General features: G+C 71.2%; 14 protein-coding genes. 10 read left to right on the top strand and 4 right to left on the bottom strand.

Going from position 1 to position 15,673, the window contains the following annotated elements:
• The first annotated feature begins 92 nt into the window (after positions 1 to 92).
• From H9641_RS00885 to H9641_RS00850, 8 genes are all read left to right on the top strand, one after another.
• Complete coding sequence (locus tag H9641_RS00885) at positions 93 to 689, top strand: acyltransferase (RefSeq protein WP_191800140.1); 597 nt, start codon at positions 93 to 95, stop codon at positions 687 to 689.
• Entirely contained in the window at positions 686 to 1,786 is a 1,101-nt protein-coding gene (locus H9641_RS00880) for a DegT/DnrJ/EryC1/StrS family aminotransferase (protein WP_191800138.1), read from the top strand. Before H9641_RS00885 ends, H9641_RS00880 begins: the two co-directional genes overlap by 4 nt.
• Before the next feature lies 1 nt (position 1,787).
• Complete coding sequence (locus H9641_RS00875) at positions 1,788 to 2,774, top strand: Gfo/Idh/MocA family protein (RefSeq protein ID WP_191800136.1); 987 nt, start codon at positions 1,788 to 1,790, stop codon at positions 2,772 to 2,774.
• A 227-nt stretch (positions 2,775 to 3,001) separates the two neighbouring features.
• A complete protein-coding gene (locus tag H9641_RS00870) occupies positions 3,002 to 4,096 on the top strand; it encodes a UDP-N-acetylglucosamine 2-epimerase (RefSeq protein WP_191800133.1) in 1,095 nt (364 codons plus the stop codon).
• A gap of 62 nt (positions 4,097 to 4,158) precedes the next feature.
• Positions 4,159 to 4,896: a glycosyltransferase family 2 protein gene (locus H9641_RS00865; RefSeq protein ID WP_191800131.1), complete on the top strand. Its 738-nt coding sequence runs from the start codon at positions 4,159 to 4,161 to the stop codon at positions 4,894 to 4,896.
• Entirely contained in the window at positions 4,893 to 5,345 is a 453-nt protein-coding gene (locus H9641_RS00860; RefSeq protein WP_191800129.1) for a DUF2304 domain-containing protein, read from the top strand. The genes H9641_RS00865 and H9641_RS00860 overlap by 4 nt, the downstream gene beginning before the upstream one ends.
• Positions 5,335 to 7,017 (top strand): DUF2142 domain-containing protein, encoded by a 1,683-nt coding sequence (locus tag H9641_RS00855; RefSeq protein WP_191800127.1) that lies wholly within the window; start codon positions 5,335 to 5,337, stop codon positions 7,015 to 7,017. Before H9641_RS00860 ends, H9641_RS00855 begins: the two co-directional genes overlap by 11 nt.
• Before the next feature lie 13 nt (positions 7,018 to 7,030).
• Complete coding sequence (locus H9641_RS00850; protein WP_191800125.1) at positions 7,031 to 8,152, top strand: glycosyltransferase family 4 protein; 1,122 nt, start codon at positions 7,031 to 7,033, stop codon at positions 8,150 to 8,152.
• Between the two features lie 51 nt (positions 8,153 to 8,203).
• Here H9641_RS00850 and H9641_RS00845 read toward each other — a convergent pair whose 3' ends face one another.
• The 4 genes from H9641_RS00845 to H9641_RS00830 form a co-directional block, all read right to left on the bottom strand.
• Positions 8,204 to 8,824: a dTDP-4-dehydrorhamnose 3,5-epimerase family protein gene (locus H9641_RS00845; protein WP_191800123.1), complete on the bottom strand. Its 621-nt coding sequence runs from the start codon at positions 8,822 to 8,824 to the stop codon at positions 8,204 to 8,206.
• Positions 8,825 to 8,964: 140 nt separating this feature from the next.
• On the bottom strand, positions 8,965 to 9,831 hold the full coding sequence (gene rfbA, locus H9641_RS00840) for a glucose-1-phosphate thymidylyltransferase RfbA (RefSeq protein ID WP_068709902.1): 867 nt from the start codon (positions 9,829 to 9,831) through the stop codon (positions 8,965 to 8,967).
• A 26-nt stretch (positions 9,832 to 9,857) separates the two neighbouring features.
• A complete protein-coding gene (locus tag H9641_RS00835) occupies positions 9,858 to 10,730 on the bottom strand; it encodes a glycosyltransferase family 2 protein (protein WP_191800121.1) in 873 nt (290 codons plus the stop codon).
• A 75-nt stretch (positions 10,731 to 10,805) separates the two neighbouring features.
• Complete coding sequence (locus tag H9641_RS00830; protein WP_191800119.1) at positions 10,806 to 11,606, bottom strand: TIGR03089 family protein; 801 nt, start codon at positions 11,604 to 11,606, stop codon at positions 10,806 to 10,808.
• A 154-nt stretch (positions 11,607 to 11,760) separates the two neighbouring features.
• Here H9641_RS00830 and H9641_RS00825 point away from each other — a divergent pair, with 154 nt between their 5' ends.
• Together H9641_RS00825 and H9641_RS00820 are read left to right on the top strand one after the other, a co-directional pair.
• Positions 11,761 to 12,090: a WhiB family transcriptional regulator gene (locus H9641_RS00825; protein ID WP_056764226.1), complete on the top strand. Its 330-nt coding sequence runs from the start codon at positions 11,761 to 11,763 to the stop codon at positions 12,088 to 12,090.
• A 277-nt stretch (positions 12,091 to 12,367) separates the two neighbouring features.
• Complete coding sequence (locus H9641_RS00820) at positions 12,368 to 15,673, top strand: glycosyltransferase (RefSeq protein WP_318244303.1); 3,306 nt, start codon at positions 12,368 to 12,370, stop codon at positions 15,671 to 15,673.

Below are 15,673 nucleotides of genomic sequence, written 5' to 3'. Positions count from 1 at the left end.
GGACCTTGGTCCCGGGCGGCTGGAGGACGGTTCCAGGTGGACTAGCCTCTTCCCTGGGAAGATCCGGAGAGCCGTGAGATGTGGGGGTCGATGTGAGTATCCGAGTGGCACCGAGCGCGGACGTCGCCGAGGGCGCCGAGATCGGCGACGGCAGCCAGGTCTGGCACCTGGCGCAAGTGCGCGAGGGCGTCCACCTGGGCGAGGGTTGCGTGGTGGGCCGTGGAGCTTACATCGGCACCGGCGTGCAGGTGGGGCGCAACTGCAAGATCCAGAACTACGCGCTCGTGTACGAGCCCGCCGTGCTGGGAGACGGTGTCTTCGTCGGCCCGGGGGTCGTCCTGACGAACGACACGTACCCGCGAGCGGTCAACCCCGACGGCTCCCTCAAGAGTGCTTCCGACTGGGATGCGGTCGGCGTGCGGATCGGTGACGGTGCCTCGATCGGGGCACGGGCGGTCTGCGTGGCTCCCCTGTCGATCGGTGCGTGGGCCACGGTGGCTGCTGGAGCGGTGGTCACGCGCGACGTCCCGGCGCACGCCATCGTCGCCGGGGTGCCCGCACGGCGGGTCGGCTGGGTCGGGCGGGCGGGCCACCCGCTGCGGCAGGACGGCCAGCACTGGGTGTGCCCCGAGACGGGGGTCCGGTACGAAGAGCACGACGACACCATCAGAGAGGTAGTGGCAGCATGAGCCAGAGCATGATCCCGGCGGCGAAGCCGATCATCGGCGACGAGGAGCGCGAGGCCGTGGACCGCGTGCTGCGCAGCGGCATGATCGCGCAGGGCCCGGAGGTCGCTACCTTCGAGAAGGAGTTCGCCGAGGTCCTCGTCGACGGGCAGACGTGCGTGGCGGTGAACTCGGGCACCTCGGGGCTGCACCTGGGGCTGCTCGCTGCGGGTGTCGGCCCCGGCGACGAGGTCATCGTGCCCTCGTTCACGTTCGCGGCGACCGCCAACTCGGTCGCACTGACCGGCGCGACACCGGTGTTCGCGGACATCGAGCCGGACTACTACTGCCTCGACCCGGAGTCGGTGCGCGCGGCCATCACCCCGCGCACCAAGGCGATCATGCCGGTGCACCTCTACGGTCACCCCGCGAACATGGCGGCGCTGCAGAAGCTGGCCGACGAGCACGACCTGCTCCTGTTCGAGGACGCGGCGCAGGCGCACGGTGCGATGCTGGACGGGCGCCGCGTGGGGTCGTTCGGGACCTTCGCGATGTTCAGTCTCTACCCGACGAAGAACATGACCTCCGGCGAAGGGGGCATGGTCTCGTGCGCGACCGAGGACGTCGCCCGCAACGTGCGCCTGCTGCGCAACCAGGGCATGGAACGTCAGTATGCGAACGAGGTCATCGGCTTCAACGCGCGCATGACCGACGTGCACGCGGCGATCGGGCGTGTGCAGCTCACCAAGGTCGAGGGGTGGACGGCGACGCGCCGCTCCAACGCCGACTTCCTCTCCGCGCACCTGGAGGGGGTCGTGGTCCCGGCTGTCGCGCCGGGGGCGACCCACGTCTACCACCAGTACACGATCCGCGTGCCCGAGGACCGTGACCGCGTCGTCCAGGCCCTGCGCGAGGAGCACGGAGTCGGGTGCGGGGTCTACTACCCGATCCCCAACCACCGCCTCGAGAGCCTCGCGCACTTCGCGCCGGACCTCCACCTGCCGCGCACCGAGGAGGCAGCCGCCCAGGTGATCTCCCTGCCGGTGCACCCGTCCCTGTCGGCCGAGGACCTCGACCGCATCGTCAACAGCGTCAACAGCGTCGTGAAGGCGGGTGCCTGAGATGGCGAACCTGCGGGCGGGGCTCATCGGGCTCGGGAGCATGGGACGTCACCACGCGCGTGTCCTGCGGGAGATCGACGGCGTCGACCTGGTCGCCGTCGCCGATCCTGGTGGCGACCCGTTCGGGGTGGCGGGCCCCCTGGAGGTGCTGCGCGACGTCGAGGAGCTCGTCGCCGCGGGCATCGACATGGCGATGGTCGCCGTCCCGACGGTCTACCACGAGGAGGTCTGCGTCGCGCTGGCGGACGCAGGCGTGCACACGATGGTCGAGAAGCCGATCGCCGCGACGGCCGAGGCCGGACGGCGGGTCGCGCAGGCGTTCACCGATGCGGGTCTCGTGGGCTGCGTCGGGCACGTCGAGCGCTTCAACCCGGCGCTGCAGGAGGCTCGACGACGCCTGGAGGCAGGCGAGCTCGGCGAGGTCTACCAGATCGCGACCCGCCGCCAGGGGCCGTTCCCCGCCCGGATCGCGGACGTCGGGGTCATCAAGGACCTCGGCACGCACGACATCGACCTGACCTCGTGGATCGCACGTTCGCCCTACCGCAGCATCTCGGCGCAGACGGCGCACCGCAGCGGCCGAGAGCACGAGGACATGGTGCTGGCCACCGGGCTCCTGGACAGCGGCGTGATCGTGAGCCACGTGGTGAACTGGCTCTCGCCCATGAAGGAGCGCCTGACGATCGTCACCGGTGAGCGCGGCGCCTTCGTCGCGGACACGGCGAGCGCGGACCTCACGTTCTACGCCAACGGTGTCATCCCCACCGAGTGGGACTCGATCACCGTGTTCCGTGGCGTCGCCGAGGGCGACATCATCCGGTATGCGCACGCGAAGCGCGAGCCGCTGAGGGTCGAGCACGAGGCCTTCCGCGACGCGGTCCTCGGGGTCCGCGACGACGTCGTCTCCCTGACGGCCGGGGTGCACACGCTGGTCGTCGCCGAGGCCGCGGCCGAGTCGGCGAGGACCGGGCAGACCATCAGGCTCTGACGCGGACCTGACGCCGAGGACCGGTGGTGGGCGAGGACACCTCGCCCACCACCGGTCCTCGCGCGTGGCCTTCGGACGGGACCCGCACCGACCGGCCGTCGGGCCTGCTGTCCCGCGACGCGGGTGCCCATGGTGCGCGGGCTCCTGGCGGCGGATCTTCCCGGACGTGCGTACAGGACTTTGCCCCGGGACCGGTACGCTCTTCACGTCACCTGGAAGGAACACCGTTGATCGTCTTCATCGTCGGCACGACCGCCGAACTCATCAAGATCGCCCCCGTCCACCACGAGCTGATCAGCCGTGGGAGCACCCCGGAGATCTGGTACACGGGCCAGCACGTCCAGGAGCTGCCCGCAGTGCTGGGCGACCTTGAGCTGCCGGATCCCGCCGTGTGGCTCGTGCCTCGTGAGAGCGCGAAGAACCTGGCGCGCACCGCCCAGGTGCCCGGGTGGGTGACGCGTGTCGCGCGGACGACGCTCTCACGACGCGCGGAGCTGCGCCGACGTCTGCGGGCGGACGGTCGCACGCCGGTCGTGCTGGTGCACGGGGACACGTTCACGACGTTCATCGGCGCGATGATCGGGCGCATGCTGGGTGCGAAGGTGGGGCACATCGAGGCAGGGATGCGTAGCGGTCACCTGCTGCACCCGCTGCCCGAGGAGATCAACCGCAAGCTGACCTCCGGGCTGGTGCACCTGCACTTCGCCCCGAGCGAGGTCGAGGTGAAGAACCTCTCGGGTCGTCGCGGGGTCGTGTGCACCGGAGGGAACACCGTCATCGACGCTGTGCGCCTGGTGCTGGAACGTGGACCCGCCGACGAGGTCGGCGACCTGCCGGCCGGATACGGCCTCTCGACGCTGCACCGGTTCGAGCTGGTCCGTGACCAGAAGGCGTACACGCAAGCGCTCCGCGTGCTCAAGGACGCCTCGGCGAAGATGCCGATCGTGTACTTCGCAGGCGAGTCCGAGAAGGCGCGTCTGGTCGAGTACGACCTGCTGGGGCTCTTCGACGACCGGTTCGTCATCAAGGACAAGCTGCGCTACGTCGACTTCCTCCCCGTGCTCTCCGGGGCCCGGTTCGTCGTGACCGACTCGGGCGGCGTGCAGCAGGAGTGCGCGCACCTGGGGATCCCGTGCGCGATCCACCGGCTCAAGACCGAGAGCCACCAGGGGTTGGGCGAGAACGCGATCCTCACCGAGATGGACGTCGCTCGGCTGGAGCACTTCCTGCAGGACGTCGACTCCTACCGTCGCACGGACCTCGAGGACGACGCCCACCCGTCGCGCGTCGTGGTCGACGCGATCGAGCGGCTCGAGGTCTGAGATGAGCTCACTCCGACGCGGGGCCGCCGCCCCTCGACCGATCCTGCCCCTGGAGGGAAGCCGTGCCCTCGTCCGCTGAGCGACGCGTACTCGTCGTCCTGCCCGCATGGAACGAGCAGGAGGCGCTGCCAGGAGTCCTGGACGACGTGCAGGCCACCCTTCCTGACGCAGACGTGCTCGTGGTCAACGACGGCTCGACGGACCGCACGAGCCAGGTGGCGCGTCGGGGCCGAGCCATGGTGCTCGACCTGCCGGTCAACCTCGGGGTGGGCGGGGCCATGCGCGCGGGGTACAAGTTTGCCCAGCGAGAGGGCTACGACGTCGCCGTCCAGCTCGACGCGGACGGCCAGCACGACCCTGCCGAGGTGGCCTCGCTGCTGCGGGTCATGGCTGAGGAGCAGGCTGACGTCGTGATCGGTGCCCGTTTCGCCGGCGAGGGCGCGTACTCCGTCCGCGGACCGCGTCGGTGGGCCATGCGGGTCCTCTCGCTCGTCCTGTCGAGGGTCGCGAACACACGGCTGACGGACACGACCTCCGGGTTCAAGGCCTCCAACCGTCGCGCGATCGAGCTCTTCGCGCGTGAGTACCCGGCCGAGTACCTTGGCGACACCGTCGAGTCGCTCGTCATCTCGGCGCGCTCGGGTCTGCGTGTGCGCCAGGTCGGGGTCTCGATGCGGCCTCGTGCCGGCGGCACGCCCTCGCACAATCCTGTCAAGGCCGCCGTCTTCCTGGCACGTGCCGTCCTTGCACTGCTCATCGCGCTCACGCGACCGGTCACTCTCCCGACGGAACACTCATGAAGCTCTACTTCCTTGCTCTCGCGACATGCGTCGTGGTCGTCGTCGTGCTGCTGATGCTCATGCGTACCCGACGCATCAAGGAGAAGTACGCCGCGGTGTGGCTCGTCCTGGCGGTCGCGGTGTGCATCATCGGTGCGTTCCCCGAGACGGTCTCGTCGATCGCGTCCCTCGTCGGAGTCGCCACCGCGAGCAACCTGCTGTTCGCCTCGGCTCTCGCCGTCCTGTTCGGGGTCTGCATACAGCTCAGCGTCGAGCTGTCCGCCACCGAGGAGAAGGCCCGGACGCTGACCGAGGAGATCGCGCTCCTTCGGCTGGACGTCGACCGGCTGGCTCGGGCTCAGTCCTGCGCGCCGGAAGGAGCACAGACCGAGACCCTCGGGCGAGGTGAGGGACAAGACGTTCGGCAGGGTGCCGTGGACGAGGAAGCAGGGGGACATCATGGCGACTGAGGAGCCGCAGACGACCGGCGGCGAGCCGGCGACCGGGCGCGCAGCGAGGCGCCCCCGGAGGGCGGTGCGAGCCGGGGTGATGCTCCTGGCGTTGTTCACGTTCCTGTTGACGTGGGCGTTCGCGTCACCCCTGGGGGCGACCCCTGACGAGAACTACCACATGGCAAGCATCTGGTGCGCTGAGGGCGAGCGCGACGGCGCCTGCCTGACGAACGGTGACGGCACCGTCTTCGCGGTGCCGGAGGCTCTGCCGATGAGGGTCTGCTATGCGTTCGACCCGGAGAAGGCGGCGACCTGCCAACCCGAGGTGGAGCTGGTCGGGACCGACCGTTACGTGGTCACCAAGGTCGGCAACTTCGGCGAGCACGCCGGCGACTACCCGGGGCTCTTCTACTCGGTGATGAGCCAGTTCGTCGGGCCCGACGTCCAACGCAGCATCCTGGTCATGCGTGTGCTGAACGCTGCGATCTTCACGCTGCTCGTCGGTGTCGTGTACGCCTTCTCGTCCGTGCGCGTGCGCCGAGCATTGGTGGCGACCACAGCGGTCACGCTGGTGCCGCTCGGCGCTTTCCTGATCCCGTCGATCAATCCGAGCGGCTGGACGATCGGTTCCGCTTCCATCCTGTTCTTCGCGCTCTACGGGGCCGTGCAGTCACGCTCCAGGACGACGATCGCCGTCCTCGCTTCGACCGCGGTGCTCGCGTTCACCATGAGCGTCGGTTCACGCGCTGACGGGGCCGTGTACGCCGGGCTCGCCGTGGTGGTCGCCACGATGCTCGGGCTGCGCTCGCTGCGCCCGACATGGCGCAATCTCCTGCGTCTGGTGCTACCGGCCGTGATGCTCGGCGTGGCACTCCGGGTCTTCCTGTCGGTGGGCAGCTCTGCGGTGCAGGCACCTCAGGAGGGATCGAGCGGTTCGTGGCCGGTCGTCCAGATCTTCCTCGACGTCTTCCAGTACATTCCGGGCTCGCTCGGTTGGTTCGCCCTCGGCTGGGGGGACACGACCATGCCCACGATCGTCTGGGTGCTCGTGGGTACTGCCTGCGCGGGGGTCGTGTTCGTGGGTCTCGCGCATCTCGGTCGCCGCCGTCTGGTCGCGACGCTCATTGCGGTCGGCGCACTCCTCGCCGTCCCGACGTACATCGCGGCGACGTCCTGGGTCGCGGGCGCTGCGCTTCAGGCCCGGTACATCTTCCCGATGGTGATCATCGCGGTTGCCGTGCTCACTCTCGTCACCGAGGCGCGCGGACCTGCCGCGACCACGTCGCGCGGTCTGACGCTCACCGTTCCTCAGCGGTGGTTCGTCGTCGGGGCGATCTCGGTCGCGGGCGCCGTGGCGATCTACATCAACCTCCGCCGGTACGTCACAGGTGTCGACGTGCAGAAGCTGCGTCTGACGCCTGCCGAGTGGTGGTGGCCCGGCGCACCGGTGTCGCCCGAGGTGCTCTGCATCATCTCTGCAGCGGCGCTCGTCACCGTGCTCGTCCTCGCCACGCGCGTGCTCGTCCCGGGGGCAGCCGACGTCGCCGGCGGCCCTGCCGCGAGCGACGAGCTCGGGGGATCGAGGTCCGTCGCGAGCGGAGCGGCTCCCGTCGCGCCGGTCCCGGAGGCTCCCCTGAAAGCCCTTGAAGCGACCGTGCCGCGACACGCTCGCGCAGCCCCTCAGAACTGATCGGAGCCCCTCCTTGCGCATCCTCCTCGACGCCACGGCCGTCCCCGCCGATCGCGGAGGCGTCGGGCGATACGTCGACGAGCTCGTGCCCGAGCTCGCAGCGGCCGGGATCGACCTCACGATCGTCGTCCAGCAGCGCGACGTCGAGCACTACCGACGGCTCGCCCCTGACGCGCGCGTCGTCGCGGCCCCCGCATGGACGGCCCGACGACCGGCTCGTCTGCTCTGGGAACAGACGGGGCTGCCGATGCTGGTCCGACGGATCAAGCCCGACGTCGTGCACAGTCCGCACTACACGATGCCCCTGCTGACCCGCACCCCCGTGGTCGTCACGCTGCACGACGCGACGTTCTTCACGACCCCCGAGCTGCACCTGCGCTCCAAGGCGGTCTTCTTCCGGACGGCCATCCGTGTCGCGGCACGCCGCGCCGCACGCCTGATCGTGCCTTCGCGTGCGACCCGTGACGAGGTGGTGCGCCTCGTCGGCGTCCGTCCCGAGAAGTTCACCGTCGCCTACCACGGCGTCGATCACGCGCTGTTCCACCCGACGAGCACGGCCGAGCAGTCCCGTGTCAGGGATTCGTTGGGGTTGGCCGAGGCGAGCTACGTGGCCTTCCTCGGTACGCTCGAGCCCCGCAAGAACGTGCCCGCTCTGGTCCGAGGCTGGGTCGCGGCGTGCGCGGACCGGGTGGACCCGCCCGCGCTCATGCTGGCGGGTGGTCGAGGGTGGGACGACAAGGTCGATGCCGCGATCGAGGCGGTCCCGGCCCATCTCACCGTCCGTCGCACCGGCTTCCTGCCGCTCGAGGACCTGCCGGCCTTTCTGGGGGGAGCCGTCGTGGTCGCCTACCCCAGCCTGGGCGAGGGGTTCGGCCTGCCGGTCCTGGAGGCCATGGCATGCCGCGTCCCGGTCCTCACGACCAGGGAGCTGTCCCTTCCCGAGGTGGGCGGCGAAGCGGTCGCCTACTGCGGAACCGATGCGGACTCGATCGGTCGGGAGCTCGCCGGGCTGCTCGACGACCCAGCGCGGCGCGGGATGCTGGCCGAGGCGGCTGCCGAGCGGGCCGTCGGATTCACGTGGGCGGCGGCGGCGCGCCTGCATGCGGAGACCTACGAGGCAGCCGCCGCCCACTGACCGCCGGGATGCGGGGCGGTCGGTGGGCGGCTTGCGGCGCCCCGCAGCCGGTCAGGCGGAGCGGAGCGTCTCGAGGTGTGCGCTGACCTGGTCCAGCGTGGGCAACAGCCCCAGTGCGGCTGCCTCGCTGAGCCCGGGAGCCGCGAGGTCCTTCTCCGAGAGCAGCGGAGTCAGCGGTGAGCCGTCCCGCGCCGAGGTCGGCCACTGGACGCCGACCTCCGGGTCGAGCGGGTGGATGCCGTGCTCTCGACCGGGCGAGTAGCCCGTCGAGCACAGGTACACGACGGTCGAGTCGTCCTCGAGCGAAAGGAACGCGTGGCCGAGGCCCTCGCCCAGGTAGATCGCGCGCCGGTCGGTGTCGTCCAGAAGCACCGAGTCCCACTGGCCGAAGGTCGGGGAGCCGACGCGGATGTCGACCACGACGTCCAGCACCGCACCCTTGGGGCACGTGACGTACTTGGCCTGTCCGGGAGGGGTGTCGGCGAAGTGGATGCCGCGGAGGACTCCCGCGGAGGACACCGACATGTTCGCCTGTTGCAGGTCGAGGCGGTGCCCGAGCGACTCCTCGAACTTCTCCGACTTGAACCACTCGAGGAAGACTCCCCGGGGATCACCGAACTGCTTCGGGGTGATCTCCCAGGCTCCGGGGACGGACAGCTCGCGATACTCCACAGGACGGCTCCTTCAGGCGGGTGCGTGCGGTGGATCGGTATCCACCACGGCCAAGGGTCGAGTCTAGTGTCGTGCGCGGCGTCCGGGAGCGGACGGCGAGCGCCCGCCGTCCTGCGAGGGCGGGCGCTCGTGGTGGCTGGTCAGTCGCGCTCGAGCAGACCGAGCAGGTAGGAGCCGTACCCCGACTTGACGAGCTTCTCGGCGCGCTCGCGCAGCTCGTCGTCCGTCAGGAAACCGCGGCGCCAGGCGACCTCCTCGGGAGCGCCGACCTTGAGGCCCTGGCGGTGCTCGATCGTCTTCACGAAGTCGGAGGCCTCGACGAGCGAGTCGAACGTCCCCGTGTCGAGCCAGGCGGTACCGCGGGGGAGGACCTCGACCTGCAGGCGCCCCTGCTCGAGATAGGTCCGGTTGACGTCGGTGATCTCGTACTCGCCCCGCGCAGAGGGGGCGAGGTCGCGTGCGATGGCGACGACGTCGTTGTCGTAGAAGTACAGGCCCGGCACGGCGTAGTTCGACTTGGGTGCGGTGGGCTTCTCCTCGAGCGAGAGCGCCTTGCCTGCCGCGTCGAACTCGACGACGCCGTAGGAGGTGGGGTCGGCGACCCGGTAGGCGAAGACGGCCCCACCGTCGAGGTCCGCGTAGCGCGAGAGGGTCGACCCCATGCCAGGGCCGTAGAAGATGTTGTCGCCCAGGACGAGCGCTGCGGACTCGGTGCCGATGAAGTCGGCCCCGAGGACGAATGCCTGTGCGAGCCCGTTCGGCTCGGCCTGGACCGTGTACTCGATCGACACCCCGAACTGCGAGCCGTCGCCGAGCAGCCGTCGGAACTGGTCCGCGTCGTGCGGGGTCGTGATGATGAGGATGTCCTTGATGCCCGCCAGGATCAGCGTCGAGAGCGGGTAGTAGATCATCGGCTTGTCGTAGACGGGGACGAGCTGCTTGCTGATACCAAGAGTGATCGGGTGCAGACGAGTGCCGGATCCGCCGGCCAGGATGATTCCACGCATGCGGGCCATTGTGCCGCATCGACCGATCATCGGCGCCGCGCGCTCCGGATCTCGAGGCGTTCGCGGATGCTCAGCCCCAGGGAGACCGACCAGCGCAGCGGGGCTTGGTACCAGGCGTCGTAGCGGCTCGAGAGATAGCGTCGAGCGCTCACGTGGTGTGCCCGGATCATCGGTGCAGGGTCCTTCTTCCAGGAGACTCCCTGGACGTGGGTCACCTCGGCTGCGGGGACGAACACGTTGCTCCACCCGGCCTGCCCCAGGCGGTCCCCGAGGTCGAGGTCCTCGAAGAACATGAAGTAGTTCTCGTCGAATCCTCCGACCTCCGCGAACGCCTCGCGACGGAGGAGGAGGCAGGCGCCCGAGAGCCAGCCGGCGGCCCGCTCGGTCCCGTCGCCCGGGTCGTTGGCGCTGCGGTACGCGCGCGAGTACGGGTTCTCGGCCCAGATCCTGCCGAGGACGGCATGCCCGGCGCCCAGACGCAAGGACGGGATGGCCCGCGCCGAGGGGTACTCGCTCCCGTCCGGGTTGAGGATCTTGGGCCCGAGAGCACCTGCGCGGGGATGGCGCCTGCCGGCGTCGAGGAGCACGTCGAGCGATCCGGGCGTCCAGACGAGATCGGGGTTGGCCACCACGATCCAGCTCCCCTCGGCGCCGCGGGCACCCAGGTTCGCGGCTCTGCCGTACCCGAGGTTTCCTCCTGACTCGACCACCCGCGTCCCGGGCTCCCGCGCGAGCTCGTCGGCGATCTCGCTGGGGCCGCCGTTGTTGACGAGGACGAGCTCGGTCGGGAGAGCGGTCGCGGATCTCAGCGAGGCCGCGAAGTCGAGGAGCTCTGCCCCGGGGTTGTAGATCACGCAGATGACACGAAGGGCGTTCGTTGCGCCGGTAGAGCTGCTCATGATGGCGCTCAGCCTATCGACACCTCGGACCCTGTCGAACCACGCCCGAGGCGCCCGCATCGGGCGTCCCGCGCGTCAGAGATCCACGCGCTCGCTCGTCCGCAGGCGGGAGAGCCGCTCAGGGTCCTGGGCGAGGGCCGTGGTCAGTGCGGGGGAGAGGACGACCACCGAACCGTCGACGGCCAGGACCTGCAGCGTGCGGCGCAGCAGCCGGGAGGCGTCGCCCTCCTGGACGAGGTCACGCGACCCCGGGGCGACGTCGTCGCCGAGCCGTGACGCCCAGGTGACCAGCTCGCCGTGGAGCACGGCTCCCGGCTCGAGCGCGACCGCGTCCGGGTCGACCTCCTCGACCCAGCCGATCTGGTCGCCGTACGTCATGACGGCCGAGCCTGCGTCGATGGCGCCGGCAGGAAGGTCGCCGTCGAACCGACGGGCGAGCGCGGGGAGCGGGACGGCGACGACAGGCGCGTGCGTCCCCGCCCAGGCCGCCGGCCGGGACGTCACGACGACGTCCGCGTCGTGCGCGAGGCCGAGGAGCGCGGGCGCCCCGGCCTCCTCCTCCCGCTCGACGGCGCCGCTCGCCGGGGTGTCCGGCAGGAGGACGAGCGTGGCGCCCGTCCTCCATGCGGCGAGGCCCCAGACAATCGCCCGCCAATGCGGGGGCAGGTCGAGCACGACTCGTGTCCCCGGGGCGGCGTCGAATTCTTCGACGAGGAGGTTGACGGTTTTGTTGATCCAGTTGTGCAGGACCGCTCCCGAAAGCTCCACGCGCTCGCCGTCGTCGCCGTACCAGGTGACACGGGGGCGCCCGGGGTCTCGGATGATGAGACGTTGCAGGTCAGCGACGTGAGCGACGGGTGCTGGAGAGGGGGCCATGGAGTCAAGCCTAGGGTGCGGTGGTCGGCGCGGTGGACTCCGTGATTTCACCCACGGGATCCGCTCGATAGCACATTTCGGCTTGACGGACGCGCATGACACGCGTGTAATTTCCCTAATGCAGTTTCCAAAGAACGGCATGAAGGGGCGCATCATGTGGAACGTGCTGGGCGAGGACCAAGGGGCATTCCCCTCGGATGCAGGTCGGACGATCGAGACGGTGGCCCCTGTGCTGCCGCTCTTCGGTCAGGTGGTGGACGACACGCTCATGGGGTGGCAGGAGCGTGCACTGTGCGCTCAGACGGATCCCGAGGCGTTCTTCCCGGAGAAGGGCGGCTCGACCCGCGAGGCGAAGAAGGTCTGCACGGGGTGCGAGGTCCGGTCCGAGTGCCTCGAGTACGCCCTCGAGCACGACGAGCGGTTCGGCATCTGGGGCGGTCTCTCGGAGCGTGAGCGCCGCAAGCTGAAGCGTCGGGTGGTCTGACCGGGCACCGCCCGGCTGAGGGGCCCGCGCGCCGTCGCGACGGGCCTCTGCACGGGGCACCCCCGGGTGCTCCGGGTCCGCGACCTGCCGAGCCGAGGTCCCACGATCCACGACGGACGCGGGTCATGATGACGGCAGGATGACTTCTTCAGACACCACCACCGTGACCGGGCCCCTCTCTCAGCCGGGTGCAACGCAGCAGCGTGCACGCGGCGTAGCGGCTGATGCCGCGGTGGCGGCAGCGGGCTCGTCCTCCGCGACGGTCACGGTCACCGCCGTGATCGTGACGCAGGGACACACGCGCTACCTTCCTGAGACTCTCGACGCGGTCAGGGCGCAGTCGATCGCCCCCGACGCGGTGATCGTCGTCGACGTGGCCACGTCCCGGGCCATGAGCGAGTACCAGGAGCTGCACCTGGGCGGTGCGCGCTTCCTCGCAGCCCCGCACGCCCGGTCGTTCGGGCAGGCGGTCGACACGGCCCTCGCGTCGCGCGGCGAGGATGCCCCGCCGACCTGGCTGTGGCTGCTGCACGACGACTCCCCGCCGGAGCCGGGCGCTCTGGCCGAGCTGCTGCGTGCGGTCGAGCACTCCGCCACGGTCGCGGTCGCGGGCGCCAAGCAGCGTCGATGGGACGCCGGCGGTGACGACGACGGGCTGCTGCTCGAGGTCGGCTTCACGATCTCCCCGCTGGGCCGTCGGATGACCGGCATCGACGAGCACGAGATCGACCAGGGCCAGCACGACGCCCGGGAGGACGTCCTGGCGGTCGGGCTCGCCGGCGCGCTGGTGCGGACCTCGGTCTGGCTGGAGCTGGGCGGCACCGACCCCGAGTACGGGGTGTTCGGGGACGGGCTCGACCTGTGCCGCCGTGCGCGCCTTGCCGGGCACCGGATCGTCGTCGTGCCTCGGGCAGTCGTGCGCCATGCGCAGGCCTCGCTCCTGGGGCTTCGGCGCGAGGACCAGCGCGACGACGAGCAGGAGGCTCCTGCTCCCGACGTCGACGCGTCCTACGGTGCACGACGACGGAGCCTCCTGCACCAGCGGCTCGTGAGCGTCTCCGCTCCGATGCTCGTGCCGGCCGCTCTCGCGATGATCCTCTGGGCCCCCTTTCAGGCCATGTACCGTCTCGCGGTCAAGCGTCCGGGCCAGGCGCGGGACGAGATCCTCGCGCCCTTGTGGGCGGTCTTCCGCTTCCGCGCGCTCGCGCGCTCGCGCAGCAGGGTCCGGCGGACGAGCGTCCTCCCGCGCCGCGCCCTGGCGCCCCTGCTGGGTACCTGGCGGGACGTGCTCGGCGAGCGCCGGGACCACCGCCTCGCGCACGCCGAGCTGAGCAGGACGGTCAAGGCCCCGACGGACCTCGAACGCGCCGAGCTGCGGGCCCTGGCCCGACGTCGACGCGCGATGCTCTCGGTGGTCGTGGTCGCCCTGCTCGGGGTGACCGCGGTCGTGTTCGGCCCGCTGCTCTCCGTGCTCGGCGCCGGGGGCCGGTTCGTCGGCGGAGCTCTCCTGCCTGCGCAGGGCCGTCTCGCCGAGACCTGGCAGGCGGCCACGGGCGGCTGGGTCGCGGAGGGGATGGGAACGGCCGCTCCGGCCGACCCGTTCACGGCCCTCCTGCTGTCGGCCTCGCTCCTGGGCGGGGGCGTCGCGCAGCCCGTGATCGGCGTGCTCGTCGTGATCTCCTTCCTCGTCGCGGGCCTCGGGGCGTGGTTCGCCGCCGGTGGGGTCACGCGCTCGGTGTGGTTGCGCGCCTGGGCGACCGTGGTCTGGGTCGCGGCACCCTCTCTCGTGCTCGCTCTCGGCGACGGCAGGCTGGGAGCCCTCGTCGCCCATGCGGCGCTTCCCTGGGTCGCCCTCGGGGTGCTGCGGGCGCTCGGCATCCATGCTCGGGACGAGGTCGCTCCCGCGCTCGTGACGAGGTCCGTCGTCGAGGTCGGCTCGACGCCGCCGGCCCCCCGCGTCGTCCGGACGGCCCGGAGCCGGCGCCAAGGCTCCATCGGAGCGGCTGCTGCGGCCGCCCTCGCGCTGCTCGTCGCGGTGTGCGGTGCCCCCGTGCTGCTCCCCGTCACCGCCCTCGCGCTGGCCGTCGTCGCCGTCGCGGCCGCACAGCACCGCAGGTACCTCCTCCTGGTGCTCCTTCCCTCGATCGTCCTGCTCGCGCCCTTCTGGGGGCGGGTCGTCACGACCTGGGACGACGGCGGCTGGCGACTCCTGTTCGCCGACCCGGGGGCTCCCGTGCAGGCCGTGACCGCACCTGCCTGGCAGCAGCTGCTCGGACAGCCTGTCGAGACTTCCGCCTGGTTCGACCTGGACGCCGGCGCCGTGGGAGAAGCAGCCCGCTGGGCGCCGCTCGCCACGGGTGCGCTGGTCGTCGCCCTCGCGATCGTGGCCCTGTTCCGTCGACGAGGAGCGGCCGTCGTGAGCGCCTGGTTCGTCGCCGTGCTCGGCCTCGTGACGGCTGCCGTGGCGGGTTCCGTGGAGGTCGCCGTCGGCGACCACGGGTCGACCTCGGGCTGGCCCGGAGCCGGGGTCTCGGTGGTCCTCCTGGCGCTCCTGGGCGCAGCGCTGCTCGGGGCGCCCGCCCTGCGCGGCCCGGCCCGCCCGTCCGTGTCCGCCGGCCCGCGGGACCGGGCCCGCGCCGCCTGGCGGGTCGGCGCCGTCGGGCTGCTCGCACTCGTCGCGCTCGCCGTCCCCGCGGCGTCGCTCACCTCGTGGGTCCTGTCCGCGACCGAGCAGGACGGCGCGGTCGGCGACCTGACCGTCACGACCGAGCCCGTCGTGCCCAGGGTGGGTCAGCAGATGCAGGACTCCGAGCGTGAGGTGCGCGTGCTCTCGATCGAGCTGGGGCCAGGCGGGGTGCTCGAGTACGCGCTGCTCCGTGGTGACGGTCCGCAGATGATCGACTCGTCGAGCGTCGTGCACGTCCGTGCCCTGGACGACCCGTCGTTCACGCAGGGCCCCGTCCCGGACCTCGTCGCCGCCATGGCCTCCGGGAGCTCGGCCGACGCAGCGACCGGGCTCGCCGACCTCGCCGTGGGGGCGGTCCTCATCCCCGCCGAGCCGGCCCCCGACCCGACGACCGCTCGCGAGCGCGCCGAGCTCGTCGCGCGCCTCGACATGGTGCCCGGCCTCGAGCGCGTGACCGAGGGGCAGTCGGGCGTGCTGTGGCGCGTCGCGCCGGGCCCGGCGGAGACCGACGCGCCCGCCTGGGCACGCGTCGTCGACGCCCTCCCCGCGACCCCTGCCGCAGGGGACGAGGCGAGCGGCGCGGTCGCCGTCGAGCGTCTCCTGCCTGCCGACGACAAGACCGTGGCGACCCGGGTCGACCCCGGTGCGCAGACACGCGCCGTGGTGCTCGCCGAGACGGCCGACCCCGGGTGGTCGGCGACGCTCGACGGCCGGAACCTCCCGCGCGCGGACGTCGACGGGCGCCAGGCCTTCCTGCTCGGTCCTGACGGCGGGTTCCTGAGCATCGAGCACGACCCCCCGCACCGGCTCCCGTGGCTCGTCGCCGCCGGGGTCACCCTGTTGATCTTCGTGCTCCTCGCCGTGCCGGTGGGACGTCGTCGGACCGGAACGAGGTAG

The organism is Oerskovia merdavium, from assembly GCF_014836755.1.
In the GTDB taxonomy this organism is placed as follows: domain Bacteria; phylum Actinomycetota; class Actinomycetes; order Actinomycetales; family Cellulomonadaceae; genus Oerskovia; species Oerskovia merdavium.
Note: the sequence above shows the minus strand (reverse complement) of the source record. Positions and strands in the feature narration are given on the sequence as shown.